General features: G+C 60.3%; 28 protein-coding genes and 2 pseudogenes. 10 read left to right on the top strand and 20 right to left on the bottom strand.

Going from position 1 to position 26251, the window contains the following annotated elements:
- Window position 1 precedes the first annotated feature (1 nt).
- From arnC to arnF, 6 genes and pseudogenes are all read left to right on the top strand, one after another.
- Window positions 2-985 carry an undecaprenyl-phosphate 4-deoxy-4-formamido-L-arabinose transferase gene (gene arnC, locus ACQG1Y_RS22260; RefSeq protein WP_045348748.1) on the top strand — a complete coding sequence of 328 codons (984 nt, stop codon included), beginning with the start codon at window positions 2-4 and terminating at the stop codon, window positions 983-985.
- Window positions 982-2964, top strand: coding sequence for a bifunctional UDP-4-amino-4-deoxy-L-arabinose formyltransferase/UDP-glucuronic acid oxidase ArnA (gene arnA, locus ACQG1Y_RS22255; protein WP_033488086.1), 1983 nt, complete (start codon window positions 982-984; stop codon window positions 2962-2964). The genes arnC and arnA overlap by 4 nt, the downstream gene beginning before the upstream one ends.
- Window positions 2961-3862 (top strand): annotated as a pseudogene (arnD, locus tag ACQG1Y_RS22250) (4-deoxy-4-formamido-L-arabinose-phosphoundecaprenol deformylase). Before arnA ends, arnD begins: the two are co-directional and overlap by 4 nt.
- Window positions 3859-5478, top strand: a complete 1620-nt coding sequence (gene arnT / locus ACQG1Y_RS22245) for a lipid IV(A) 4-amino-4-deoxy-L-arabinosyltransferase (RefSeq protein WP_368740865.1) — start codon at window positions 3859-3861, stop codon at window positions 5476-5478. Before arnD ends, arnT begins: the two are co-directional and overlap by 4 nt.
- Window positions 5478-5801, top strand: a complete 324-nt coding sequence (gene arnE / locus ACQG1Y_RS22240) for a 4-amino-4-deoxy-L-arabinose-phosphoundecaprenol flippase subunit ArnE (protein WP_015571497.1) — start codon at window positions 5478-5480, stop codon at window positions 5799-5801. The genes arnT and arnE overlap by 1 nt, the downstream gene beginning before the upstream one ends.
- On the top strand, window positions 5798-6181 hold the full coding sequence (gene arnF / locus ACQG1Y_RS22235) for a 4-amino-4-deoxy-L-arabinose-phosphoundecaprenol flippase subunit ArnF (protein ID WP_368740866.1): 384 nt from the start codon (window positions 5798-5800) through the stop codon (window positions 6179-6181). Before arnE ends, arnF begins: the two co-directional genes overlap by 4 nt.
- On the opposite strand, the gene acpT is transcribed toward arnF, so the two are convergent.
- From acpT to ACQG1Y_RS22135, 20 genes and pseudogenes are all read right to left on the bottom strand, one after another.
- Entirely contained in the window at window positions 6153-6746 is a 594-nt protein-coding gene (gene acpT / locus ACQG1Y_RS22230) for a 4'-phosphopantetheinyl transferase AcpT (protein ID WP_015571496.1), read from the bottom strand. The two genes, arnF and acpT, sit on opposite strands and share 29 nt — an antisense overlap.
- Window positions 6747-6748: 2 nt before the next feature.
- Window positions 6749-7978 (bottom strand): beta-ketoacyl-ACP synthase, encoded by a 1230-nt coding sequence (locus ACQG1Y_RS22225; protein ID WP_017384107.1) that lies wholly within the window; start codon window positions 7976-7978, stop codon window positions 6749-6751.
- Window positions 7975-8706: a 3-ketoacyl-ACP reductase FabG2 gene (locus tag ACQG1Y_RS22220; RefSeq protein ID WP_026094333.1), complete on the bottom strand. Its 732-nt coding sequence runs from the start codon at window positions 8704-8706 to the stop codon at window positions 7975-7977. Before ACQG1Y_RS22220 ends, ACQG1Y_RS22225 begins: the two co-directional genes overlap by 4 nt.
- Entirely contained in the window at window positions 8700-9176 is a 477-nt protein-coding gene (locus ACQG1Y_RS22215) for a 3-hydroxy-fatty acyl-ACP dehydratase (RefSeq protein WP_100160639.1), read from the bottom strand. Before ACQG1Y_RS22215 ends, ACQG1Y_RS22220 begins: the two co-directional genes overlap by 7 nt.
- The gene (locus ACQG1Y_RS22210; protein ID WP_252000541.1) at window positions 9173-10339 is read right to left on the bottom strand and encodes a beta-ketoacyl-[acyl-carrier-protein] synthase family protein; all 1167 of its coding nucleotides are present in this window, start codon (window positions 10337-10339) and stop codon (window positions 9173-9175) included. Before ACQG1Y_RS22210 ends, ACQG1Y_RS22215 begins: the two co-directional genes overlap by 4 nt.
- A 1-nt stretch (window position 10340) precedes the next feature.
- On the bottom strand, window positions 10341-10919 hold the full coding sequence (locus ACQG1Y_RS22205; RefSeq protein WP_368740867.1) for a DUF3261 domain-containing protein: 579 nt from the start codon (window positions 10917-10919) through the stop codon (window positions 10341-10343).
- Entirely contained in the window at window positions 10916-13237 is a 2322-nt protein-coding gene (locus ACQG1Y_RS22200; protein WP_368740868.1) for an MMPL family transporter, read from the bottom strand. The genes ACQG1Y_RS22205 and ACQG1Y_RS22200 overlap by 4 nt, the downstream gene beginning before the upstream one ends.
- Window positions 13206-13811, bottom strand: a complete 606-nt coding sequence (locus tag ACQG1Y_RS22195) for an outer membrane lipoprotein carrier protein LolA (protein ID WP_015571489.1) — start codon at window positions 13809-13811, stop codon at window positions 13206-13208. Before ACQG1Y_RS22195 ends, ACQG1Y_RS22200 begins: the two co-directional genes overlap by 32 nt.
- Complete coding sequence (locus ACQG1Y_RS22190; protein WP_045344696.1) at window positions 13808-14230, bottom strand: acyl-CoA thioesterase; 423 nt, start codon at window positions 14228-14230, stop codon at window positions 13808-13810. Before ACQG1Y_RS22190 ends, ACQG1Y_RS22195 begins: the two co-directional genes overlap by 4 nt.
- 3 nt (window positions 14231-14233) lie before the next feature.
- Window positions 14234-15925: pseudogene (locus tag ACQG1Y_RS22185) on the bottom strand (glycosyltransferase family 2 protein).
- Window positions 15916-16266 (bottom strand): hydroxymyristoyl-ACP dehydratase, encoded by a 351-nt coding sequence (locus tag ACQG1Y_RS22180; protein ID WP_033488080.1) that lies wholly within the window; start codon window positions 16264-16266, stop codon window positions 15916-15918. The pseudogene ACQG1Y_RS22185 and the gene ACQG1Y_RS22180 overlap by 10 nt, the downstream one beginning before the upstream one ends.
- The gene (locus ACQG1Y_RS22175; protein WP_368740869.1) at window positions 16253-17599 is read right to left on the bottom strand and encodes an AMP-binding protein; all 1347 of its coding nucleotides are present in this window, start codon (window positions 17597-17599) and stop codon (window positions 16253-16255) included. The genes ACQG1Y_RS22180 and ACQG1Y_RS22175 overlap by 14 nt, the downstream gene beginning before the upstream one ends.
- Window positions 17592-18191, bottom strand: coding sequence for a hypothetical protein (locus ACQG1Y_RS22170; RefSeq protein ID WP_017693837.1), 600 nt, complete (start codon window positions 18189-18191; stop codon window positions 17592-17594). Before ACQG1Y_RS22170 ends, ACQG1Y_RS22175 begins: the two co-directional genes overlap by 8 nt.
- Window positions 18163-18414 carry an acyl carrier protein gene (locus ACQG1Y_RS22165; protein WP_003861262.1) on the bottom strand — a complete coding sequence of 84 codons (252 nt, stop codon included), beginning with the start codon at window positions 18412-18414 and terminating at the stop codon, window positions 18163-18165. Before ACQG1Y_RS22165 ends, ACQG1Y_RS22170 begins: the two co-directional genes overlap by 29 nt.
- Before the next feature lie 11 nt (window positions 18415-18425).
- A complete protein-coding gene (locus ACQG1Y_RS22160; RefSeq protein WP_003861263.1) occupies window positions 18426-18683 on the bottom strand; it encodes a phosphopantetheine-binding protein in 258 nt (85 codons plus the stop codon).
- Window positions 18664-19479 (bottom strand): lysophospholipid acyltransferase family protein, encoded by an 816-nt coding sequence (locus ACQG1Y_RS22155; RefSeq protein ID WP_047736885.1) that lies wholly within the window; start codon window positions 19477-19479, stop codon window positions 18664-18666. The genes ACQG1Y_RS22160 and ACQG1Y_RS22155 overlap by 20 nt, the downstream gene beginning before the upstream one ends.
- Entirely contained in the window at window positions 19476-20198 is a 723-nt protein-coding gene (locus ACQG1Y_RS22150; protein WP_045614166.1) for a beta-ketoacyl synthase chain length factor, read from the bottom strand. The genes ACQG1Y_RS22155 and ACQG1Y_RS22150 overlap by 4 nt, the downstream gene beginning before the upstream one ends.
- Window positions 20199-20323: 125 nt before the next feature.
- Window positions 20324-21373 (bottom strand): AI-2E family transporter, encoded by a 1050-nt coding sequence (locus ACQG1Y_RS22145; protein ID WP_003861270.1) that lies wholly within the window; start codon window positions 21371-21373, stop codon window positions 20324-20326.
- Window positions 21374-21508: 135 nt separating this feature from the next.
- A complete protein-coding gene (locus tag ACQG1Y_RS22140) occupies window positions 21509-22066 on the bottom strand; it encodes a DcrB family lipoprotein (RefSeq protein WP_003861272.1) in 558 nt (185 codons plus the stop codon).
- A 72-nt stretch (window positions 22067-22138) separates the two neighbouring features.
- On the bottom strand, window positions 22139-22804 hold the full coding sequence (locus ACQG1Y_RS22135; RefSeq protein ID WP_003861274.1) for a 7-cyano-7-deazaguanine/7-aminomethyl-7-deazaguanine transporter: 666 nt from the start codon (window positions 22802-22804) through the stop codon (window positions 22139-22141).
- Window positions 22805-22973: 169 nt separating this feature from the next.
- On the opposite strand from ACQG1Y_RS22135, the gene tusA reads away from it, so the two are divergent.
- The 4 genes from tusA (at window position 22974) to ACQG1Y_RS22115 (ending at window position 26240) form a co-directional block, all read left to right on the top strand.
- On the top strand, window positions 22974-23216 hold the full coding sequence (tusA, locus tag ACQG1Y_RS22130) for a sulfurtransferase TusA (RefSeq protein ID WP_017693840.1): 243 nt from the start codon (window positions 22974-22976) through the stop codon (window positions 23214-23216).
- Window positions 23217-23449: 233 nt separating this feature from the next.
- Entirely contained in the window at window positions 23450-24421 is a 972-nt protein-coding gene (locus ACQG1Y_RS22125) for a TRAP transporter substrate-binding protein (protein ID WP_047056087.1), read from the top strand.
- 12 nt (window positions 24422-24433) lie between these two features.
- Window positions 24434-24943 carry a TRAP transporter small permease gene (locus tag ACQG1Y_RS22120; protein WP_023295550.1) on the top strand — a complete coding sequence of 170 codons (510 nt, stop codon included), beginning with the start codon at window positions 24434-24436 and terminating at the stop codon, window positions 24941-24943.
- Window positions 24944-24953: 10 nt separating this feature from the next.
- Window positions 24954-26240, top strand: coding sequence for a TRAP transporter large permease (locus ACQG1Y_RS22115; protein WP_015571481.1), 1287 nt, complete (start codon window positions 24954-24956; stop codon window positions 26238-26240).
- Window positions 26241-26251: the final 11 nt, after the last annotated feature.

Below are 26251 nucleotides of genomic sequence, written 5' to 3'. Positions count from 1 at the left end.
TATGTTCAGTGCGCCGCCTGTACAAAAAGTTTCCGTGGTGATCCCGGTCTATAACGAGCAGGAGAGCCTGCCGGAACTGATCCGCCGCACGACTGCCGCCTGCGAGACGCTCGGCAAAGCTTATGAAATTCTGCTGGTTGACGACGGCAGCAGCGACAATTCCGCGCGGATGCTGACCGACACCGCGCAGGCGGAGGGCAGCCACATTGTTGCCGTACTGCTCAACCGTAACTACGGCCAGCACTCGGCAATTATGGCCGGGTTCAGCCACGTTACGGGAGATCTGGTGATTACCCTGGATGCTGATCTGCAAAACCCGCCGGAAGAGATCCCGCGTCTGGTCGCCAAAGCCGACGAAGGCTACGACGTGGTCGGCACCGTGCGGCAAAACCGCCAGGACAGCCTGTTCCGTAAGCTGGCGTCTCGCACCATCAACCGTCTGATCCAGCGCACCACCGGTAAAGCGATGGGCGACTACGGCTGCATGCTGCGCGCCTATCGCCGCCACATCGTCGACGCCATGCTGCACTGCCATGAGCGCAGCACCTTCATTCCGATTCTGGCGAACACCTTTGCCCGTAAAGCGACGGAGATCCCGGTGCTGCACGCCGAGCGCGAGCACGGGGAGTCAAAGTACAGCTTCATGCGTCTCATCAACCTGATGTACGACCTGATCACCTGCCTGACCACCACGCCGCTGCGCCTGCTGAGCGTGTTCGGCAGCGTTATCGCGCTGGCCGGGTTTGCGCTTTCCGTTCTGCTGGTCGTTCTGCGGCTGGTCTTTGGTCCCCAGTGGGCGGCGGAAGGGGTCTTTATGCTGTTTGCCGTGCTGTTCACGTTCATTGGCGCCCAGTTCATCGGTATGGGTCTGCTGGGTGAGTACATTGGCCGTATTTACAACGATGTTCGCGCGCGTCCGCGCTATTTTATTCAACGTGTTGTCCGTCAGGAGCACCTGGCATCTCAAGAGGAAAACCACCCATGAAAACCGTCGTCTTTGCCTATCACGATATGGGTTGCACGGGCACGCAAGCCTTGCTGGACGCAGGCTTCGACATTACCGCCATCTTCACCCATCCGGATGTTGCCGGGGAAAACCACTTCTTCGGCTCGGTGGCGCGTATTGCGGCTGAACACGGTATTCCGGTTTACGCCCCGGACGATGTGAACCATCCGCTGTGGGTGGATCGTATTCAGAAGCTTGCGCCGGACGTGATTTTCTCTTTCTACTACCGCAATCTGCTTTGCGACGACATCCTGAGCGTGGCGACAAAAGGCGCATTTAACCTGCACGGCTCGCTGCTGCCTGCCTACCGTGGCCGTGCGCCGCTGAACTGGGCGCTGGTTAACGGTGAAATGGAAACCGGCGTAACGCTGCACAAAATGGTACGCCGTGCCGATGCGGGCGGTATCGTGGCACAGCTGAAAGTGGGCATTGGCGCTGATGAAACGGCGCTGGAGCTGCACCACAAGCTCTGCATCGCCGCGCAAAGCCTGCTTCGCGACGCGCTGCCGACCATCCGTCAGGGGACTTTTACCGAAACCGCGCAGGACGAAAGCAAGGCAAGCAGTTTTGGTCGCCGCACGCCGGAGGACGGGCGACTGGACTGGGCGAAACCGGCGCGTCAGCTGCATAACCTGGTGCGCGCCGTGACCGACCCGTGGCCGGGCGCGTACAGCTTCGCCGGGGTCAGTAAATTTATCGTCTGGAAATCCCGCGTGCGTGAGGACATTCCGGCGGCAAAACCGGGCACCGTCGTCTCCGTCTCTCCGCTGATTGTGAGCTGCGGCGAGCAGGCGCTGGAGATCGTCACCGGACAAACGGATAACGGGCTGTACGTGCAGGGGGCGCAGCTGGCGCAGTCTCTGGGGCTGGTGGCGGGGGCGCTGATCACCAGCGCGCCGGTGGTGGCGATCAAACGCCGCACGCGCGTCTTAATCCTCGGCGTAAACGGGTTTATCGGTAACCATCTGACCGAACGGCTGCTGGAAGACGACAATTACGAGATCTACGGTCTCGATATCGGATCCGATGCGATCGGTCGATTCCTCACTAATCCCCGTTTCCACTTCGTTGAAGGGGACATCAGCATCCATTCCGAATGGATCGAGTACCACATCAAAAAATGTGACGTGGTGCTGCCGCTGGTGGCGATTGCCACCCCGATTGAATACACCCGTAACCCGCTGCGCGTGTTCGAACTCGATTTCGAAGAGAACCTGAAGATTATCCGCGACTGCGTGAAATACGATAAGCGCATCATCTTCCCGTCGACGTCGGAAGTGTACGGCATGTGTACCGACAATAACTTCGATGAAGACACCTCCAGTCTGGTGGTCGGGCCGATTAACAAGCAGCGCTGGATCTACTCCGTCTCCAAGCAGCTGCTGGATCGCGTGATTTGGGCCTACGGCGAGAAAGAGGGGCTACGCTTTACCCTGTTCCGTCCGTTTAACTGGATGGGGCCGCGCCTGGACAACCTGAACGCCGCGCGTATAGGCAGCTCCCGCGCCATCACCCAGCTGATCCTCAACCTGGTGGAAGGTTCGCCCATTAAGCTGATTGAAGGTGGCAAACAGAAACGTTGCTTCACCGATATCAGCGACGGTATTGAAGCGCTGTTCCGCATCATCGAAAACAAAGACGGCCGCTGTAACGGAGAGATCATCAACATCGGTAACCCGGACAACGAAGCGAGCATCCGCGAGCTGGCGGAAATGCTGCTGGCAAGCTTTGAACGTCACCCGCTGCGCAGCCAGTTCCCGCCGTTTGCCGGTTTCCGCGAAGTGGAGAGCAGCAGCTACTACGGCAAGGGTTATCAGGACGTTGAGCACCGCAAGCCGAGCATCCGCAATGCGAAGCGCTGCCTGAACTGGACGCCGACGGTGAAGATGGAGCAGACCATTGATGAAACGCTCGACTTCTTCCTGCGCACCGTGGAGCTGTCGGAACAGGCATCATGAAAAAGGTCGGTTTACGCATTGACGTCGACACCTTTCGCGGCACGCGTGAGGGTGTGCCGCGGCTGCTGGAACTGCTGAGCAAGCACGACGTGCGCGCGACGCTTTTCTTCAGCGTCGGGCCAGACAACATGGGGCGTCATCTGTGGCGCCTGGTTAAACCGGCCTTTCTGTACAAAATGCTGCGCTCGCGCGCGGCATCGCTCTACGGCTGGGATATCCTGTTGGCCGGAACCGCATGGCCCGGCAGGCGCATCGGCGCGGAAAATGAAGCGATCATCTGCAAGGCCGCGCAGCATCATGAAGTGGGGCTGCACGCCTGGGATCACCATGCCTGGCAGGCCTGGGCGGGCGTGTGGGATATCCCCCGCCTGGCGCGTGAGGTTGAGCGCGGCGTGCTGGAGCTGGAAGCCATTACCGGCCAGCCTGTGCGCTGTTCCGCCGTGGCGGGATGGCGGGCCGACCAGCGCGTGGTGAAGGCCAAAGAACACTTTGCCTTTCGCTACAACAGCGATTGCCGGGGCACCGGACCGTTTTTACCGCTGCTGGGGGAAAACCGAACCGGCACGGTGCAGATTCCGGTCACCCTTCCGACGTGGGATGAAGTGGTCGGGCGCGAGGTGAGTGCCGACAGGTTTAACCGTTACATTCTGGATGCGATGCACCGCGATGCCGGGCGCCGGTTTATACCATCCATGCCGAAGTGGAAGGCATTGCGTATCAGCAGGATTTCGACGCGTTGCTTGCGCTGGCGGCGCAGGAAGGCATTCAGTTCTGCCCGTTAAGCCAGCTGTTGCCGGAGGATCCTGGCACGCTGCCCCTGGGAAAAATCGTCCGTCGTGAAATGGCTGGCCGGGAAGGCTGGCTTGGCTATCAACAAACCGTGAGCCCGGCACTATGAAAACAGCCCGCTATGGCCTGACGCTTCTCGCCCTGTTTGTCGTTTACTACCTCCTTCCGGTCAACCTTCGCCTGTTATGGCAGCCAGATGAGACGCGCTATGCGGAAATCAGCCGCGAAATGCTGGCCTCCGGCGATTGGGTGGTCCCGCATTTCCTCGGGCTGCGTTACTTTGAAAAACCCATTGCCGGTTACTGGGTGAACAGCATCGGGCAATGGCTATTTGGACACACCAATTTTGCCGTTCGCGCGGGGGCGATATTCGGCACCGGGCTGACGGCGCTGCTGGTGATCTGGCTGGCCTGGCGTCTCTGGCAGGATAAGCGGGTGGCGATCTTCTCCGGCCTGATCTTCTTAACCCTGTTCCTGGTCTATGGCATCGGCACCTACGCCGTGCTGGATCCCATTATCACCCTCTGGCTGGTGGCGGCTATGTGCAGCTTCTGGCTGGCTTCGCAGGCGAAAACGATAGCCGGAAAAGCGGGGGGCTACATTCTGCTGGGGCTGGCCTGCGGCATGGGCGTCATGACCAAAGGCTTCCTGGCGCTGGCGGTACCGGTGATTGGCGTGCTGCCGTGGGTGATTGCGCAACGACGCTGGAAGGAGGTGCTGGTTTTCGGCTGGCTGGCGATCCTCAGCTGCGTACTTATCGTCCTCCCCTGGGGGCTGGCAATTGCTCAGCGTGAACCCGATTTCTGGCGTTACTTCTTCTGGGTGGAGCATATCCAGCGCTTTGCCCGGAGCGATGCCCAGCATAAAGCGCCGTTCTGGTACTATCTGCCGTTCCTCATCGCGGGAAGTCTGCCGTGGCTGGCGATGCTGCCGAGCGCGCTACGCCTGGGATGGCGAGACAGAGAAAACGAGAGGGCGGGGCTTTATCTGCTGGGCTGGATAGTGATGCCGCTGCTGTTCTTCAGCATCGCCAAAGGCAAGCTGCCGACCTATATCCTGCCGTGCTTTGCGCCGCTGGCGATCCTGATGGCGCGCTACGCCTGCACCGTCGCCGAAAAAGCGTTACGTATTAACGGTGGGATCAATATCGCGTTTGGCGTGCTTGGCATGCTGGCGGCGCTGGTAGCCTCGCCGTGGACATCGGTCGAGATGTACAAACTCTTCTGTGCGGTACTGGCTTTTCTTATCTGGGCCTCGGTGGGCTGGTTTACCCTTAAAAATCCGCAGCGCTGGTGGCTGGCGGCGCTTTGCCCTGCCGGGCTGGCCCTGCTGGTGGGTTTTGCGATCCCGGACCGGGTAGTGGATTCCAAACAGCCGCAGTCGCTGGTGGATTCCGTTCGCGAGCCATTGCAGATGAGTAAATTCGTCCTGGCGAACAACGTTGGTATAGCCTCCGGGCTGGCGTGGGAGCTTCAGCGTAATGACATCATTTTGTATGGGCAGAGCGGTGAGCTGAAATACGGTCTGGATTATCCGGACGCTAAGGGGCGTTTTGTGAGCAAAGATGATATCGCGCACTGGCTTGAAGCGCATCGTCAGCAGGGACCGGTGTCGCTGGTGATCCTGCTGTCGAAAAACGACGACCTGGCCCGCGCCGGGCTGCCAAAACCGGACAACCTGACGATTCAGGGGCGTCTGGCTTACCTGCAATATCTGCCGCAGTGATGGCCTGGATCTGGCTGGTGCTGGCAAGCCTGTTGAGCTGCGCAGGTCAACTGTGCCAGAAACAGGCGACCCGGGCAGGCGGCGGTCAGCAGGTCGCCCTGTGGCTTGGGCTGGCCCTGCTGATGCTGGGTGGCGGGATGGTTGCCTGGCTGGTGGTATTGCAGCATCTGCCCGTCGGGGTGGCGTACCCCATGCTGAGCCTTAACTTTGTCTGGGTAACGCTGGCGGCAAAAATCGTCTGGCATGAGCCTGTCCCGCTACGTCACTGGCTGGGCGTCGGGTTGATTATCGTCGGGGTTATTTTGCTGGGAGGAAGCCTGTGAACGGTGCGTGTTGGGCGTTATGCAGCGTAGTGTTAGTCAGCGTGGCGCAGCTGCTGCTGCGTCATGCGATGTTAACGCTGCCCCCGATGGGCGACGCTTTCTGGGCAGCCCTCTGGCATATAGCCCCCGGTACGGGCGCGCTGATGCTGGGGCTGACAGGCTATAGCGCCTCAATGGGCTGCTGGTATCTGGCATTGCATCGTATGGCGCTCAGCAGAGCGTATGCCTTGCTGAGCCTCAGTTACATCCTGGTGTGGAGTGCTGCAATTTTACTGCCCGGCTGGGGAGAACACTTTTCCTGGCGCGGGCTGGCGGGCGTCGGCTTGATTATACTCGGCGTGCTGGTCATTTTTATGCCGCAGAAATACCGGAGTAAGTAACCGCTTCCGCCGTTAAGGTGAAAGGCGTAGGGGTACAGACCGCCAGGCTCAGCGAGCCGAAGCGTAGCTGACTGACCGGGAGGGTCTGGGCGGTGCTGTCAATACTGACAATCTGCCACGCGCTGCCGCCACGCTGTTTGACGATTGCCTCTTTGCGCGTCCAGATGCGCCAGAATGCGGAAAGCTGCTCTTCCGGCGCTTCACGTTCCAGCTCGTCATGTTCGGTGAGGCTGAAAACGGCATTCGCCAGCGCCTGCCAGTTCTCCCGCGGGCGGATCACTTCGATATCGCAGCCCACTTCACCTTCATCGCTCATCAGCAGGGCAATGTCGTCCCCGCTGTGGCTCAGGTTAAACCACAGCGGATGGCCGTTAGCGAAGGCCGGTTTTCCCTGCTCGCCGTAAATTATCTCGGGAAGCGGTGACGGGGATAAGGTTCTGGCGAGCAGCGTCCGGCCTGCAAGCCAGGAAGCGTGTCGTGCACCCTGAGGTGCCATGTCTGCGAGCGTTGACGCCAGCGGGTCCGCGCTAAGGGTGGAGATCTTTCCCAGTACAAACTGGTACATAGTTACGCCCAGCGTTTAATGATTATCGAGGTATTGATGCCGCCAAAGGCAAAGTTATTGCTCTGAATAAATTCGCAATCAATCGGGCGGGTTTCCCCCATAATATAATCTAAAGCGCCGCATTGCTCATCCGGTTGTCTTAAATTGAGCGTTGGCGTGAACCAGCCCTCCCGCATCATGTGCAGACTCAGCAAGGCTTCCAGTGCGCCGCAGGCACCCAGGGTATGGCCGAAATAACTCTTTAAGGAAGAGATGGGCACGCTGTCGCCGAAAATGGCGGCGGTCGCCTGACTCTCGGCGATGTCCCCGCGATCGGTTGCCGTGCCGTGGGCAGAAATGTAGCCAATCTCCTGAGGGCCAAGGCCCGCCATCGCCAGCGACTGCGCCATACACACCTGCATGGTTTCACGCTGGGGCTGGGTGATGTGCGCCGCATCGCAGTTAGTGGCAAAGCCCACGATCTCGCCATAGATTGTCGCCCCGCGCGCTCTGGCGTGATCCAGCGCTTCCAGCACCAGCGTGCCCGCCCCTTCGCCAATCACCAGACCATCGCGCTGAACGTCAAACGGCGACGGCGTGGTTTTTGGCGCGTCGTTACGCTGGCTGGTGGCAAACAGGGTATCGAAAACCGCCGCTTCCGACGGGCACAGCTCTTCCGCGCCGCCTGCCACCATCACCGTCTGGTAGCCGTGACGAATCGCTTCCCAGGCGTAGCCAATCGCCTGGCTGCCAGAGGTACAGGCGCTCGAGGTGGGGATCACCCGTCCGCGCAGGCCAAAGAACAGCCCGGTATTCACCGCCGTGGTGTGCGGCATCATCTGCACGTAGGTGGTGCCGGTGATGTTGTGGGTGTGCTTTTCGGTGAGCATAGAGGCAAACTCGCTGACCGGCCCGGTGCTGCCGGTCGACGAGCCGTAGGCGATGCCGGTCTGACCGTTGGTCAGCACCGCGTCGTCGATCAGTCCCGCCTGCTCCAGCGCCAGCTCGGTGGCGCGGGTAGAGAGCAGCGACACCCGGCCCATGGCGCGAATGCGCTTACGGGTATAGTGAGCGGGGAGAGTGAAGTCTTCAATCGGCGCGGCGAGCAGGGTTTGCAGGCCGTCATACGCCTGCCACTCCGTCATGGTTCGCACCGCATTTTCATACTCGCGCAGACGGCGCGAGATGGTCGGCCAGTCCTCGCCGAACGCGGTGACGCCGCCCATGCCCGTAATCACTACCCGGCGGGTCATAGCATGCCTCCGTTAATCGAAATCACCTGACGCGTCACATAGCCTGCTTTATCCGACATCAGGTAACTCGCCAGCCCGGCGACCTCCTCGGCCTGGCCCATACGCTGCATCGGGATCATCGACATCGCCGCGTGCAGCGCGGCTTCGTCCATCTCGATCATGCCGGTATCGATCAGCCCCGGCGCGATGCAGTTGACGGTGATTTTGCGTTTTGCCAGCTCGGTGGCGAGCGCTTTGGTGGCGCCGATGATCCCGGCTTTCGCCGCGCTGTAGTTCACCTGCCCACGGTTGCCCATAATGCCTGACACCGACGACAGGGTGATGATCCGCCCGCCCTTGCGGGTGCCGATCATCGGCATAATGCAGGGATGAATGACGTTATAAAAACTGTCGAGATTGGTGTGGATCACGCTGTCCCAGTCATCGTCGCTGAGCGCCGGAAAAGCACCGTCGCGGGTAATACCGGCGTTACTGACCACGCCATACCACGCGCCGTGGTCAGCGATCTCCTGTTCCAGCACCGTGCGGCACTGCTCGCGGTTGCCCACGTCGAAGGTGAGTAAACGGCCCGCGCCGCCTGCCTGGACAATCGCTTCCAGCGTCTCCTGCGCGCCCGCTTCATCACGATGGTAATGCACGCCGACGGTGAAACCGTCCGCCGCAAGCTGAAGGGCGATAGCGCGGCCAATGCCTTTGCTGGCGCCGGTGACCAGTACGGATCTCATGATGGTGTTCCCTGGTTGAAAAGTGTGGTTAATTCTTCCTCGCTCGGCTGGAAGGTGTTCACGCGGCCCGTGGCGAGGGAGACACTATCCGCATGAATGGTGCACTCGAAGCTGCCAAAGCGTTCATCCTGCATCAGACGTTCGATGGTGATGATCAGCGTGCTGCCTGCGGCAAAATGCCCTGCGTCGCACACCAGCTCGCGCGCGCCCAGCACCATGCCCAGCGCACAGTGCGGCAGCCCTTTTTGCATCCGGTGCCATTCAGACCAGACGCCCACGGTCTGGGCCATCAGCTCCAGCGCAAACCAGCCAGGCAGGTTGCCGTCCGCGTCCAGGAACGGAGCCAGAACGCCCCGATCGTTCACCGTCACGCTGCAAACGGCGCGGTCATCGGTGACGTTTTCCACGCTCTCAAGCAGCAGCATCGGCGTGTCGTGAGGAAGATAATCCCCGGGAGGTAAGTAGCGCATCATACCCTCCCCAGCAGAAGGCTGGCGTTGTTGCCGCCAAACGCGAAGGAGTTTGACAGGATCGCCGGTTTATTCAGCGGTGCGCTCTGGTGCAGCAGGCCGAAGGCGGGCAGGGTGTCGTCTGGCGCGTAGCGGGAAAAATCCTGCGGCGGCAGCGGCAGGTCTCGGGTCAGGATCAGCCAGCTCAGGGCGGCCTCGGTGATCCCCGCTGCGCCCAGCGTGTGGCCGGTAAGATGTTTCGTGGAGCTGCACGGCACGCGGTCGCCAAAGAGATCGTGGATCACCTGCGCCTCAATGCGATCGTTCAGCGGCGTGGCGGTGCCGTGCAGGTTGATATAACCGACGTCCGCCGCCGTCATGCCCGCCTCGTTCAGCGCCTGGTTGATGGCGCGGATCGCCCCTTCGCCCTGCGGATGCGGGGCGGAAATATGGTACGCATCGCTGGATTCCCCCGCGCCCAGGAGCGCAACCTCGCCCGGCTCGCGGGTCAGCACCATCAGTGCCGCCGCTTCGCCAATGGTGATCCCCCGGCGGTTGCGGCCAAACGGTTCGCACAGGGTTGGGGAGAAGGACTCCAGGCTGTTGAAGCCGTTGACCGGCATGCGGCTCAGGCTGTCGGCCCCGCCGACGATGGCGACGTCCACCAGCCCGGCGTCGATCAGGCGCCGACCGCTGACGATCGCCCGCGCGCTGGAGGAGCAGGCGGTTGAGATAGTATACGCCGGGCCGTCCAGCGCTAGCCAGCGGGCGAGAAAGCGCGACGGATCGCCCAGCTCCTGCTGCGGATATTGCCACTGCGGGCTGCGCTCGCCGTTCTGCGCGCGGCGCACGTACTCATCACCCTCGTCCAGCCCGGAGGTGCTGGTGCCCAGCACAACCGCCACGCGGTCGCGTCCCACGCGCGCAATGGCCGCATCGACGGCGGGCCGGATTTGCGCCAGCGCCGCCAGCAGCAGCTGGTTGTTGCGGCTGCGATGGGCGGAAAAAGACTCGGGGACAGGGGGTAGTTCACCCTCCACGCCCCCCAGCACGGCCTCGGGTAAGCCCTGTAGCCAGCCCGCACGCTGGCGCATCCCGGGGGCCACGCCAGCGATCAGGTTCGCCGCTATTTCATCAGCCGAGTTGCCGAGCGCGTTGACCATGCCAACGGCAGAAAGGTAAATCATCTCAGTCACCCAGATATTGAATGGTGATGTGGTAGTGAAAAGCGTGCTGCACAATGCTAATCGGATCGCGCCTGCCGTTACGGTTCAGGTAGACAATTTCCGTGACCAGTTTGCCATCGGGGTTGCGCAGTTCGCGTCTGGTGTCAGTATCGTTCAGCGTCCAGCCTTTCGGCAACTGCGGCTGCCAGGCGCTGAGCGGCCAGTGGCTCAGCATCACGTCGGCCAGCACCTGGCTGGCGGGCGGCAGCTGCGGCATCACAACCGACTGCTCGGTGTGGATCCCGGTGTTGTCGTAGGTGGCGAGGAACAGGCGGATCCCGACGGAGGAGAGGCCGGCAAGCGTCACTTTATTTTCATCGGCGTTCAGCATTACCAGCAGCGACTGGGTCTGGCCTTTAAAACTGCCGGTAAGCAACTGCTGCGCGCGGATGGCAGGCGTGATGCCCGGCGGGGGCAGCGTGACGCGGGTGCCGGGCTGGAGCCAGGCCTGAGGGCTCGCGTCATCGCGGTTCGTCGTATGGCTACACCCCGCCAGCAACAGGGCCATCATCACTGCCGCCAGGCGAATGAAACGGGTCATGGTAAGTTCTCTTTGTTAGACGGCATCGCCAGCGGGGCGAGCAGGAACGCGGTGAAGATACCGCTCACCAGCACAATGCCAAAGCTGCTGATGGCCTGAGTGGTGCTGAACACCAGCATCCCCAGCGTCAGCAGGGTAGTCATCATGGCGAGGGTAATCGCCAGCATGGAGGTCAGCGGCGTGCCGCGCGGGTTGCTGAAAAACAGCGTGTAGTTAATGCCAATGCCGAGGACCAGCACCAGCGCCAGCAGGGAAAACAGGTTCACCGGATGGCCCGTCATGGCCAGCGCCGCCAGCCCGCCGGCCAGCGACAGCACGGACGGCACCAGCGCCACCAGCCCTTTTCGCCAGCCGAGGCGTAGCATCGCGCCGCAGGCAATCACCGCCAGCGCCACGCCCAGCAGCCCCGTCAGCAGCGAGCGGTAGAGCGCAAACAGGCTGTCGAAGCTGGCCTTACGGTCAACCCAGACGACCCCGGGATGGCGGGCGGCCAGCTCACCGAGCGCGGCGCTGTTTCTGACGCCATCGACCGGGACCAGCACACCGCTTTTGCCGTCCGGCAGCGTCAGCCACAGCAAACGCCAGCCCTCGCTGGCCGGGCTGGCGAGCCACGCTTCCACGCTGACAGGCATGGCGTTCAGGTTCGGTGGGACGGCGTTCAGCCCCGTGCTTTGCAGCATTTTCATCACCGTCGGTGCGGCGTTACGCAGAAGATGCAGATCGCTGTTCTGCCGCGCCAGCGAGTTCAGCCGCAGGGTGCGCCAGCGGGTTAATTCACCGGCTTTTTGCGCCTGCGCCAGCGCAGGGGTAAACGTTTCCAGCCGCTCCAGCGTTTCCTGAGCCGACGCGCCGTACACCACGAACCACTTCTGATCGACATTTTGCCCGGTCAGGGCGGTGATGGTTTTTTCCTGCGCCAGAATGTCCTGCGGCAGCGCCTGAAGCCGGGCGATATCGTCATCCACCCGCAGGCTGGCGATCCCGATGGCGGAGAGCAGCGCCAGCGCTACCGGCAGCCCGACAGAGAGGGCTTTACCGTCGCGCCAGGCGTTCAGCCAGCGCTGCATCATCCCGCTCAGGGGGACCGGGCGGACCGGCATGCCCCGGCACAGCCACGGATGCCAGAACATTACCGTCAGGCACGAGGCGCTCAGCCCTGCGGCGGCGAACACCGCCATCTGACGAATGCCGGGGAAGGGGGCCAGCATCATGAAGAGATACGCCACGACGGTGGTCAGCAGCGCCAGCAGCAGCGCGTTACGTACTTTCGCCAGGCTTTGCCAGGGCGAGTGTTCCGCGCCGTGCACCATCCGCTCCGTGAGGTAGTAAATCGTATAGTCCGCCGAGATGCCGATGATGCTCATGCTCATCACCAGCGTCATCAGGTGCAGTTCACCGAACAGCAGCAGCGTCACGACCGTCCCCGCCAGCGCGCCGATGGCAATGGAGAGCAGGCTCAGCAGCAGCGGACGCACGGAGCGAAACACCGACACAATCAGCAGGATCACCCCGAGCACCGTGGCGACGCCAAGCGTGGAAATATCCTTTTTAGCCTGCTGGCTGGCGTAATCGCTGTAGAACACCGTCCCGCGCGAGAGCAGCTGCGCCTGTGGATACTGGCTTTTCAGCGTCTGCTGCAACGCGTTAAGGGTGGTCACCAGCTGGTGGGTTTGCTGCATATCAAACGACGAGCCCGCCAGCTCGCCGTGCAGCAGATACCAGTAGTTCCCGGCCGCGTCTTTTGTCACCAGCCAGCCGTCCATCAGCTGCATCTTCTGGCTGTTTTTCGCCAGTGCGAGCTGCGCGCCGCGCATCAGCATCAGCGGATCGTTTTGCAGCTCCTTGCCGCTCACGCCGGAAAAGGCGGAGTAGAGCTGGGACAGGATCCACTGGGCCTGTGCTTGACCGCCGTTTTGCAGGCGGGCGCGGGTGGCCGGATCGACCAGGCCATTGCGGTGTTGCCAGAAGAAATCTCCCCAGGCCTGTTGCCCGGCGGCATCCAGCGGACCTTTTACGACACTCAGCGCCTGACTGCGTTGCAGCAGGGTTAACCACTGCTGCGCCACGCGCGGGTCCGGCTGTTTGCCGGGGCTGACCAGCCAGATGAGCTGGCGGTCGAGGCGCTGCATAAATCCGTCGTTGAGAGCGGGAGGGATCGCGCCGAGCGTCTGTTTCGGCAGCATGGCGAGCACGCTGATGTTCAGCCGCGCGCCGGGCAGCAGCGACAGCAGCACGCCCAGCAGGATCAGGCATACCGCGGCCCACAGCAGCGCCGGGCGCAGGGCGTTACGGTGCGGCAAAGCGCTGGCGTTCTGCATCGGTCAGGCGGGCGGGCGTCAGTTGGTGGCGGGAGAGGGCGATATCCGTCGTGTCGCCCTGCTTATCGTTCAGGCGAATGGATTCCAGATAGATCGCGCCCTTCAAATCAAGGGTGGAGAAAATCTTGTCCAGCGGCGTGGTGACGGGCGTCAGCACCAGTGACCAGCGGCCTTCACCCAGATCTTTGAAATCGACGCGGAAGTTCTCTTCCAGCACCTTGCGGTCGGCCTGGAACAGCGCCCGCAGCAGATGGTTGAACTGGAACATCTGCGGGTTAGTGTCGGCGGTAATGGTCTGCGGCGACTGACCGTTGACGATCTGCACCATCCGTTTGTCATCCAGCAGCAGCGTCATCGGGAACGGCGCTTTTTGATCCCACAGCAGGCCATTGTCACGGGCGATCAGCATCTCCCCCTGCGAGCGCAGGGGCTGGGGCATGTCCTTGATCGTGCGGGTCTGTTCGAAGTGTGCGCGCACCACCGGTTGCTCCGCAAACCGCTGTTGCAGTTCATCCAGCGTGATCGCGTTCACCAGCGGGCTTACCAGCAGCGCGAGTAGCGTTATCCATTTCATGGCGCGATCCCCATGCGTTCGAACAGAATGGCCGGGCTGACAAAGCACATCTCCCGGCTTGCTTCTTCCACCGCCACCTGAATGGTGTAGCCGGTGGTGGTGCGTTTCCCGGTTTGCGAGTCGAAGATTTGATAGGCGATGCGCAGACGGTTTTCAACCTCTTCAATGTGGGCGCGGACGCGAATGCGCTGCTCGAAGGTCACCGCGTCGCGGTATTTCACCCGGGTATCCACCACCGGCCAGACGTAGCCGGACGCTTTCATCTGGCGATAGCCGTAATCAAACTGGTTGAGCAGCGCTTCGCGGGCAATCTCAAAGTAGCGGAAGTAGTTGCCGTGCCACACCACGCCCATCATATCGACGTCGTGGAACGGAACGGTGATTTCAACTTCAGCCGTAAAGCGGGGATCGGTCAGCACCCTTTACTCCTTCTCGTTGACCTCTGGCAGCAGCCAGAAATCGAAAAAATTAAACCAGTCGAGCGGCGACAAGAGCGCGTAATGCTCCAGCCGCTGCGCATAGCGGTCGACGGTCTGCTGTAGCGCCTGCTGGCGTTCGCCGCGCGGCAGCAGCAGCGGGTCGGCAAACGGCTCGCAGTGCAGGGTCAGCTTTCCCTGCTGACAGAGGGCAAAAATCAGCACCACCGGGCAGCGCAAAATGGACGCCAGGATAAATGGCCCCTGCGGGAACGGCGCGGGCTGGCCCATAAATTCGCTCCATATCACCCGCCAGCTACCGCCGCGCTGCGGGGTGACGGCGATGCGATCGCCCACGATCGCCACCCATTCGCCGCGATCCAGCTTCTCTTTAATGAGGATGGCAGTCTCCGGGCCAATGTCGGTGACCGGCATCAGGTGAATGCCCGCCTGCGGTGCCATCTCCTCCATCACCTGCTTAAAGCGTCTGGCGTTGTCGCTGAAGACCAGCGCGTTGATGGTTTTCGCCCCTTCGCGCTGGGCCAGCGCCCGGCAGGCTTCCACATCGCCAAGATGCGACGCGAGCAGCAGTTTGCCCTGAGGATCGTCGAGCCCCAGCGCCTCCTGCGCGCCTGGCGCAAAGACCAGATCGCGATGGAGTTTCATTTCGCCGCGCCAGCTGGCCACTTTATTCAGCATGGCATGACCGAAGCGCAGGAAGTGGGAAAAACTGTTAAGCCGCGCGAGGGGCGGCATTTGCCGCTGTGCCATCACCGTTTTAACCCGCGCCAGCCACTGCTGCGACGCCTGACGCGCAGAGCGGGCGGTCAGCCAGTAGACGGCGGTAACCGGCCACAGCAGGGCGGTAAACGCCTTACGCCCCAGCAACTGCCAGACGCGCAGCATCAGGCGCATGCCTCATAATCCTTTTACCTCCTGCTGCTGCGCCCAGTGCTGTGAGCGGCGACGCATCAGCAGGGAAGGAATGCGCGGCAGCATGCCGAGAAACAGACGGGTATGCATCAACGAGATGCGCACGTTGTCTTTCAGGGCATCGAAATGGGATACCCCGTCCGGCGGATAGGTTACGCGGGTGGGCAGAAAATAGCTGGTGTTGCCCTGCCAGTAGAGGCGCACCATCACTTCGGTATCAAAATCCATTCGCCTGCCGAGCGGCGTGGTTGCTGCAAGGCGCAGAACCGGGGCTATCGGGTAAACGCGAAACCCGCACATGCTGTCTTTCAGTTGCAGGGAGAGGGTTTCAATCCAGACCCAGACGTGCGTTATCCAGCGCCCGTACAGGCGCGAACGGGGGATTGAGTCATCGTAAACGGGCTGCCCGGAAATGAGCGCATCGGGATGACGCCCGGCCAGCGCCAGCAGTTTGGGAATGTCCTCGATAGCGTGCTGGCCGTCAGCGTCCACCTGAACGGCGTGGGTGAAGCCGCGATCGGCGCAGGCTTTCAGCCCCTGCATCACCGCCGCGCCTTTGCCGCTGTTTTCGGCCAGCCGCAGCAGTGTCATCTGCGGACGATCCGCCGCCAGCGCTTCAAGCGTGCGGCGCGTGGTTTCATCGCTGCCGTCGTCCACCACCAGACAGGGCAGATCGAAAGGTGCCAGGCGCGCCAGCACCGAAGCCATCATCGCCCCGTGGTTGTAGCAGGGGATCAGCACGCAGGGACGGAAGGTTACTGACATAAGCGAATCTTCCCGCTGCTGGCGGTGTGGCGCTGGTTACCCGCATGGCGCTGGTAGCTAAAGGTCAGCAACTGGCGTTCAGGCTGCCAGGCAAGGAGCAGCGTGACCGTGTTCTCCGGCAACAGCGGGGCGGCGAACTTCACGTTCTGAATACTGTGAAAACGGTAGCCCGACGCCAGCGCGGCGGCGTAATGCATCACCCAGTCCAGCTGCGCCACGCCCGGCAGCAGCGGCTGTACGGCGAAATGTCCCTTAAACCAGAGCAGGTCAGGATCAAGATAAAAGGTTATCTCCAGATGCTGTGGATCGGGCTGGAGGCGCCCGATTTCAGGGATCTTCATGAAACAACTCCTGTAGCTGCGCAGTCACGCGCTTGTTCATGCTGTTGACCGGGATTTCATCAACGATCCGCCAGTAGCGCGGTACGGCAACCGGTTCAAGCCAGGGGCGAAGGGCGCGTCGCCAGGCGAGCTCCTGCGCTGTTTTGCTCTGTTCGTGTTGCTGACGCACCGCTTCATTCAGCACCAGCAATACGCCAATGCCCTGACGCCCGCCGCGCGTCACCGTCAGCGCGGCGGCCTCCCGGATGCCGTCCAGCGCCAGCAGGCGGTGCTCAATGTCATCGAGTGAAATGCGCTTATCTTCAATTTTGACCACCCGACCACGACGCCCGACGAGGCTGAACTGCCCGTCAGCCGTGAAGTGCAGGATATCATCCAGCACGATTCCCTCCGCCTCGGGGATCAGCGGCGACGTCACGCGATCGCCGTGAAACGTCACGCCGGGAAAAGGCTGCCAGCGCGTGCTTTCCTCCTGACGGTAGCGCCAGGCCATTACGCCCGTTTCCGTGCTGCCGTATATTTCATCCGGCCAGACGTTGAGCCAGGGCTGAACCGCGGCGACCTCCTGCCAGGGCAGCGCGCCGCCGGCGGAGACGAGCAGGTTGACGGGGGGCGGCGTCAGCGACGCGTCCAGCCGCTTGAGAAACGCCGGACTGCTGATGAAAAGGTAGCGTTTATCGTCGGGAAGGGCAGAGAGCTGCTCGGCATAGTTGAGCAGGCTGGCATGCAGCGGCAGGCCGAGCGCCATGGGTAAGACAACACGAAACGTCAGGCCATACAGGTGGTGCAGCACCACGGAAGCCACGACGTGACAGCCCGCCAGGCGCTCGCCAAAATGCGCCGCCAGCAGACGAGCCTCACGATCAAGGCTGACCACCGGCTTACTTACCCGCTGCGGCGTGCCGGTCGAGCCGGAGGTGTAAAGCTCGATCGTGCGCATCTCACCGATGGCAGGCAGCGGTGAAAAGGGATGGCCTGCCCGCTGCGCGGAAGCCACCCGCAGCTGTCGCCCCTGAAAATCGAGCGTGGTGTCGCTCAGGACGCCGCTGAACAGCGCCCGCTGTTCGTTAAGCTGCGCCGCCCGGCTGTGCCCGGGGAGGACCGGCGTTTTACCCGCATGCAGCGTCGCCAGCAGCGCGACAATAAACAGATAACCGTTTTCGATGCACAACGCCCAGCGTTCGCCATCTTCACGACGCAGCGTGTCGACCAGCTGAGTGACGTCGTGGCGCAGATCGCCAAGCGTCCAGAGGCGGTCGTCCTGCCAGGCGACAGGGGTGTTGTCAGGGCGGGGCGCACTGAGCCACTGGCTAAGCGGAAGAGGGTTAAGCATCGTTTTTCATCACCCGTTGTCGCACCAGCCACTCGCCAGCCATCAGCGTGCCCATCAGGAGATAGGCAATCATCCCATTCCACAGCGTCCACAGACGGATATCGGCGTGTAATACGGTAAACAGCGCGATCGCCCCGTTGATAATAAAAAAGCCGCACCAGACCTGGGTAACCCGGCGCGTGTAACGTACCCCGACGGGGGAGAGATCCGGTTCACGCAGGCGCGCCAGCCGTTCAACGACAGGCATTGCCGTCCACAGCGAACCGCCAAACACCACCAGCATCACCAGATTCACCACCACCGGATATAACAGCACCCACTGGTGAGCGTGCAGGACGTAGCTCGCCGCGCAAAGCGCTATGCCAGCCAGCGCCACGCTCACGAACAGATAACGCAGGGGGCCGCCCTGCCGACGGGCCTGGCAGACGCGCAACAGCAGCACCAGCGCCATCACGGGCAGTATCCCGTGCAGGCTATTATTCGCCAGCCCGAAGCCGATCAAAAACGGCCATGCCAGCAGCATCAGCCCCGTCAGGGCGGGAAGAACTGGAATCGAACGCACGTTACGCGTCGCGCTGAAGCTGTTCCACAACGTCCACGACGTCCTGCACCGTGCGCACCGCTTTGAAGGTTTCGGGCTTGATTTTATGGCCCGTTTTCTTTTGCAGGTGCACCACCATATCGACGGCATCAATGCTGTCGAGATCCAGATCCTCGTAAAGACGTGCCTCAGGGGTAATATCCTCCGGGGCGATTTCAAACAGCGTAATAAGAAGCGCAGAGACTTCCTGATAAATCGTTTGTTGTTCTGTCATAGCGGTCATTCTCAGGCGCGTTGTTGATGGATAAAAGCCGCGAGCGTGGCAACGGAATAGAAGTGCTGACGCATCTCGTCACTTTCGGCAGAAAGCACTACGCCGTACTGATTTTTTACCGCCAGACCCAGCTCAAGGGCGTCGATTGAGTCCAGACCGAGGCCGTCGCCAAAGAGCGCGGCGTCTGTATCAATATCCTCTGGGGTAAGTTCTTCCAGATTCAGCGTAGAGATAATGAGATTCTTAATTTCAAGATAGAGCGCTTGCATCTTTCGTTCCTGACAAAGATTGAAGACCGGTTATTAACTGATGCTGCATATGCCGGTTTAACTGCCTTGCTGCCAGCGCGGGTTCGTGCTGACTCGCATCATAAAAATCATGAATGTTGATGCGTTCGCGAACATCCACGGTGAAAACAGGTTTGTTGGGGGGCACGTTATACCAGCTGCTCTGTTTATCAAGCATCCGTTCGCTACAGTGGATCACCACCACGCGCACGGCGCTGTTGCAGCGAACGGCGATATTCGCCGCCCCACGTTGCAGGGTCATGGCTTCCCCCACCCGGGTGCGGGTGCCTTCAGGGAAGATAAGCAGGGTATCGCCCTGGGCCAGACGCTGCTGGCTTGCGGCAAGCAGCGTGTCGGCTTCGCTGTTAATCAGATAGTCAGCCGCGCGGATCACGCCGCTGACGAACGGGTTACGCAGCAACGCGCTTTTCACCAGACAGTCGGTTTCGTTCATCACCGACGCCAGCAGAACGTAGTCCAGCAGCGAGGGATGATTCGCAATCACCAGACAGCCCCGCTCGGCGCGCAGAACGTCCAGGTTGTTGAAACGGTAATCCAGTACCCCTGCACCGCGTACCACCGCGAGGAACAGGCGAAAACTGGCAGAAATAGTGCGGCGTGCCAGGCGGCGACGTTGAGTGCGGTCGCGCTGGAAAATCAGCAGCAGGTTAAACCACACCAGCGACAGCGTCAGCCCGCCGAGGCCGAACAGGACGAAGCACAATCCGGTCATCAGCATCCGCCATACCCGATCGAGGCGGGAACGTAACCCTCTCATTGGCGCGTCCATTGCCACAGCAGGCGCTCGCCCGGCAGGATAAACTGGCGCTCGTCCCGCAGGTAATGGCGCAGGAACTGGAGGCTTTGCGGCAGCGCGGGCTCTTCAGGCGTGCGGTTGACGTGCGTTTCACAGCTGAGCGTATTTCCCGCCTCAATCACCAGCGCCAGCGCGTAGGGCCAGACGGGCATCTGCGGCGGCAGCCCGGCGTGATAAAAATCAGGCAGCAGACCGTCGAAATCCACCAGCAACACGCGGGAGTAGCCCGCATGCAGCAGGCTCAGCACGTCGCACAAGCTCTGCTGGAAGGTATCCATACCGGCGGAAACCGACGAAGAGACAACAGGCTGACGCGCGGCGATAGTAAGATTGCCGACCGCCGAGTTGTGTACCGACATGGCAAAATCGGTGGGGGAAACGGGCTGTTCTGCCGCCAGGGCCTGGAGAATACGGAAATTGCGCTCCAGCTCCCCATGACGGCTGCTGTAGACGACGGCATCGATGCGGTGTTTGCGCAGCATCATCAGGCCAAGATCGACGGCCAGCCTGCTGCCTGAATTCAGGCGGCGGGCGGTCATCATCGGCAGATCGGTCAGTTTCGCCAGCGGTGCAGCGGGATCGATGGCGTCAGACCGGCGTGACCATGCCTGCCATTCGTCGGCATCGCTGAGTCCTGGCGCTCTTGCCTGCCAGTCGATAAGGGTAAGTGTAAATTTCATCTACGCGCGTCCGCGATAAACCTGTTTCTGTGACTTTTTCTTCGCCAGCGCGATTTGCTGCGCACATCGTACAATGTTGTCGTCGCGCTGGCGAATAAACGTCACTTTTGACCCTTTCCACCCGGTTATCCCGGCAAACGGCTTTTTGGCCGACCCGGACCCAGAAGAATGGCGAGTTTACTGCCTCCTTTCGTGGTTTCCATCCAGATTTTACAGACGCTGGTAAGCGGCACGGAGAGCAGCATGCCCACCGGACCCAGCAGCCATCCCCAGATCAGTAACGATAAAAACACCACCATCGTCGACATGCCCAGACGATGGCCCATCATGCGCGGCTCGAGAATGTTACCCAGCACCATATGCACGACGAGGAACAGCGCCCCTACCAGCATGCACTCGTAAAAACCGTTAAACAGGAACGCCTGGATCATCGGCGGAACGGCGGAAAGCACCGCGCCGATATTGGGTACGTAGTTCAGTAAAAAGGCCAGCACGCCCCACATCAGCGCGAACTGCACGTCCAGCAGTACCAGCCCCAGCCAGACGATCACGCCGGTCCACAGGCTTAACAGCGTTTTCAGAGCCAGATATTTTGATACGCCCTTCAGCGCACGGTGCAAGCCGGCAATGTGGATCTGAGGATTGTTCAGGGCAAAACGCAGTTTATACGGCACGTGGCGCACTTCGAACAGCATAAACACCACCGTCATCACCAGCAGCAGAATGCTGGCCATTGCCCCGGAAAGCCCGGTCATCAACGTGGTGGCGTAGGTCATCACCTTCTCGGAATCCATCCGACGCAGCATCCGTTCCGGTGAGATATGCAGATTCACGAACGGCAACATGCGCTGAAGATCGACCAGCTTGCGCGTCAGCTCTTTATTGTACTGCGGCAGCATGGTGGAAAATTCGCTCAGCGAGGCGGCGAGCACGCCGAACAGCGCCGTCAGGACAACCAGCATCACCATCACCACAATGGTAATCGCGACCGGGCGGCTGATGCCCCGGCGTAAAAACCATGTCACCAGCGGGTTGAGCACAATGGCGAAAAACAGCGCCAGCAGAAGCTGAACAATGATATCCGCCGCCGCGTGGATACCCGCAAGGATAACCACCAGGCAGGCAAGTTTTAATAAAATATGAAGTCCGGCTTTGTCGGGCGGGCTGGCAGTCATAAGAATTCCTTTTTCCGGGGGGCGTGTTAATTGTAGTGCGCCGGATGGGCTTCGTCTGGCGTGTTAGTCTGAAAGTCGTGGCAAAAAAATGGCCCCCGGCGCAAGCGACGGAGGCCACGGCATCCCGGTGAACGATTACTGGATCACAAGGGTGTTAATGATGTTTTCAGCGGCGGTCTGCGCTTTCTGCTGATTGTCTGCCGGCAAGGTGATCTGCATGGTCAGCAGTTTATTGTCCACCTTGCCGAGCACCACGGAGGAGTACGCGGTCTGGCCTTTGGCAGAGATGATGCTGTCCAGCTGTTGCAGCGTGTGGCCTTTCAGTTCAACAGACTTGTTGGTGACCACCTGAAGCTGCGGGTCGCGGCTGCGCTGCTGATCTTCCAGGCGTTTGGCCAGCACGCCCAGATCTTCGCTGGTATCGTCACCGACGATCACAATCACCGCTTTTTGGCCGGTGGCATCGGAATAGACGTGCATATTGTTCGCCTGGGTGCCCAGCTTACCGCTCTGGTCGGTCATGTCCGCAGGCAGAGAGAAACTGAGTTTGCCATCCATCAGGCTCACCGGCTGACCGGTGGCGTTGCTTTCTGCTGACGCGCCCTGAGCAGGCGTTTTGGTGTCGCTGTTATCACAGGCTGCAAGGCCAACAACCAGCAGGCCAATCCCGACATATTTAACCAGATTGCGCATTGACTTCTTCCTTTCGATAAACGGCCATAACGGCTCATTCGTTCATCTTATCACAACTGATAAAGCGAACCCTTAACCTGCCTGCAATGCGGAGATTTCAGATTTATCTGCCAGCCTTTTCAGCAGCATATTCAACAGTACGCCGTACATCGGCAGGAAGAAAACCAGGCTGATAAGCACCTTAAAGGCGTAGTCCACCAGAGCGATTTCCATCCAGTGTTCTGCCATGAAGGCGTCCGGGCTGCGCCAGAAGGCGATGAAGAAGAAGGCCAGCGTATCGCTCACGTTACCGAACAGCGTGGAGGCCGTTGGTGCCATCCACCAGCGATGGTTTTGACGCAGGCGGTTAAACACGTGGACATCGAGGATCTGCCCCAGGGCATAAGCCATAAAGCTGGCGGTGGCAATACGCGCGACGAACAGGTTGAAGTGCGTCAGCGCTTCGAAGCCCTGCCAGCTGCCCATGTAAAACAGCGAGGAGATGGCGTAGGAGACAAACAGTGCCGGGATCATCACCGCAAAAATAATCCGCCGCGCCAGCGGTGCGCCAAAAATACGCACGGTTAAATCCGTCGCGAGGAAAATAAACGGGAAACTGAACGCGCCCCAGGTGGTATGGAAACCAAAAATGGAGATGGGGAGCTGTACCAGATAGTTACTGGAGATGATCACCAGCAGATGAAATAGCGAAAGCCAGAACAACGCCTTGACGCGCTGCGATTGTGTAAAGGAGTTCATATTGTACCTTTTTGATTAATATTTGGGGTGAGGGAACCCAATAAAGCCGCCGCATGATACTGCTTTGACGACACTTTGCAATGGCTAATTTTCACGCAATCGTTAACCTGGTTTGCATTGGCGATAGCGGGGCGTAAACTACAGCCGTTTTTACCTGAACGAGAAGAAAATGACCGACCTGTTTTCCAGCCCAGACCACACGCTTGATGCTCAGGGCCTCCGCTGCCCGGAGCCGGTAATGATGGTGCGCAAAACCGTGCGCAACATGCAGACCGGCGAAACGCTGCTGATCGTCGCTGACGACCCGGCTACCACCCGTGATATCCCCGGCTTTTGTACCTTTATGGAACATGAACTGGTGGCGCAGCAAACCGAGACCTTGCCGTACCGGTATTTGATTCGTAAGGGGTAAGTGCGGCCTGACGCCCGGCGGCGCTTCGCTTGCACGGGCCTACGGGTGTAGTAGGTCGGGTAAGGCGCAGCCGCCACCCGACAAGTACTCATCACAATTTCGAACCATCGTTTCAAAATTTCGCGCTTTTGTGAGGCGCTTCACCCTCCCTTTTCCAGCCGTAGTCTAATTTTTAAGCGTCAAAAACTAAAACATCGTTTTAACGCTTATCTCACTACCCTGGAGTTGACTCAATGAAAACGACCCTCAAGCCGTTACTGGCCGCGCTGTGCCTGTCTGCTTTTGCCTGCTCCGTTTCTGCCCAGACCATCAAAGCCGCCGATGTGCATCCCGAAGGCTACCCGAACGTGGTGGCGGTTCAGCACATGGGTGAAAAACTCAAACAACAAACCGATGGCAAGCTGGAGATTAAGGTCTTCCCCGGCGGCGTGCTGGGGGATGAAAAGCAGATGATTGAGCAGGCGCAGATGGGGGCGATCGACATGATCCGCGTCTCTATGGCGCCGGTGGCTGCCATTCTGCCGGATATCGAAGTGTTTACGCTGCCCTACGTATTCCGCGATGAAGACCACATGCACAAGGTGATCGACGGGGATATCGGCAAGCAGATCGGCGACAAACTCACCGCCAACCCGAAATCGCGTCTGGTCTTCCTTGGCTGGATGGATTCCGGCACCCGTAACCTGATCACCAAAGAGCCGATCGTCAAACCGGACGATCTGAAAGGGAAGAAAATCCGCGTGCAGGGCAGCCCGGTGGCGCTGGCCACGCTGAAAGCGATGGGGGCGAACTCGGTGGCGATGGGCGTCAGCGAGGTTTACAGCGGCATGCAGACCGGGGTGATCGACGGCGCGGAGAACAACCCGCCAACCTTTATCGCCCACAACTATATGCCGGTCGCCAAAAACTACACGCTGAGCGGCCACTTCATCACCCCGGAAATGCTGCTCTATTCCAAAGTGAAATGGGACAAGCTCAGCGCTGACGAACAGCAAAAGATCCTGGCGCTGGCCCGCGAAGCGCAGTTCGAGCAGCGCAAGCTGTGGAATGCGTATAACGACCAGGCGCTGGCGAAAATGAAGGCCGGCGGGGTGCAGTTCCACGACATCGATAAAACGGTGTTTATCAAGGCGACAGAGCCGGTGCGCGCGCAGTATGGCGATAAGCATCAGGATCTGATGAAAGCCATCGCTGACGTCCAGTAAACCGGAGTACGTATGTCCGAACTCTACCTGAAGTGGATGGACCGTCTGTATCTGTTCGCCATGGCGGTGGCGGGTATTTCGCTGTTGGTGATGACGATTGTCATCCCCATCGGCATTTTTTCACGCTACGTGCTTAATCGCGGCGAATCCTGGCCGGAGCCGATCGCCATTATCTGCATGGTGACGTTTACCTTTATCGGCGCGGCGGTGAGCTACCGCGCCGGGTCGCATATTGCGGTCAACATGCTCACCGACCGCCTGCCCGCGTCGCTGCAAAGAGTGTGCGCGCGGATGGTGGATCTGCTGATGCTGATGATTTCAGGCCTGATGTGCTGGTACAGCTACTGGCTGTGCGTCGAGCTGTGGGAGCAGCCGGTGGCGGAGTTTCCGCTTCTGACCTCCGGCGAAAGCTATCTGCCGCTACCTGTCGGATCGGCCATTTTGATCCTGTTTGTGCTTGAACGCCTGCTGTTTGGCTCGCAGGAAAACCGTCCGGTCGTGCTGATCGGCAATCACAGTTAAGGGGTGAACAATGGATGCGTTTGTTTTGTTATTCACCCTCGCCATTTTGCTGGCGCTGGGGATGCCGGTGGCCTTCGCCGTCGGCTTAAGCGCCGTGGCGGGCGCGCTGTGGATTGACCTGCCGCTGGAGGCGCTGATGATCCAGATCACCAGCGGGGTGAATAAATTTACCCTGCTGGCGATCCCGTTCTTCATTCTTGCCGGGGCGATCATGGCGGAAGGGGGCATTGCCCGACGGCTGGTCAACTTCGCGTACGTTTTTGTCGGCTTTATTCGCGGCGGGCTGTCGCTGGTGAACATCGTGGCATCAACGTTCTTCGGCGCGATTTCCGGCTCGTCGGTGGCGGATACGGCGTCTATCGGCAGCGTGATGATCCCGGAGATGGAGAAGAAGGGCTATCCGCGCGAATACGCGGCGGCGGTGACGGCCAGCGGGTCGGTGCAGGCGATCCTGATCCCGCCCAGCCACAACTCGGTGATTTACTCCCTGGCGGCAGGGGGAACGGTTTCCATCGCCACGCTGTTTATCGCGGGCGTGCTGCCGGGCCTGCTGCTGGGCGTGAGCCTGATGGTGCTCTGCCTGTGCTTCGCCCGCAAGCGCGGCTATCCGAAGGGGGACAAAATCCCGTTCAGGCAGGCGCTGAAAATCATGCTCGATGCTCTGTGGGGGCTGATGACGGTGGTGATTATCCTCGGCGGGATCTTGTCCGGGATATTCACGGCGACCGAATCTGCCGCCGTGGCCTGCCTGTGGGCGTTCTTCGTCACCATGTTCATTTACCGCGATTACAAGTGGAATGAACTGCCGAAGCTAATGTGTCGCACGGTGAAAACCGTCACCATCGTGATGATTTTGATTGGCTTTGCCGCGGCGTTTGGCGCGGTAATGACCTACATGCAGCTGCCGATGCGCATCACCGAATTCTTCACGTCGCTGTCCGATAACAAATACGTGATCCTGATGTACCTCAACATCATGCTGCTGCTGATTGGCACGCTGATGGACATGGCGCCGATCATCCTGATCCTGACCCCGGTGCTGCTGCCGGTGACCAACTCGCTGGGGATCGATCCGGTGCATTTCGGGATGATCATGATGGTGAACCTGGGGATTGGGCTGATCACGCCGCCGGTCGGGTCGGTGCTGTTCGTGGCGAGCGCGGTGAGTAAGCAGAAGATCGAGCACGTGGTGCGGGCGATGCTGCCGTTTTACGGTATGTTGCTGGTGGTGCTGGGGATGGTGACGTACATCCCGGCGATATCATTGTGGTTGCCGGGGGTGCTAGGGATGCAGTGACGCCGTTTTAT

The sequence above is a fragment of the Enterobacter cloacae complex sp. 397G4 genome (assembly GCF_050031515.1).
Taxonomy (GTDB): Bacteria; Pseudomonadota; Gammaproteobacteria; order Enterobacterales; family Enterobacteriaceae; genus Enterobacter; species Enterobacter hormaechei_C.
The sequence above is the reverse complement of the archived record's forward strand: the minus strand, read 5'-3'. Positions and strand labels throughout refer to the sequence as shown.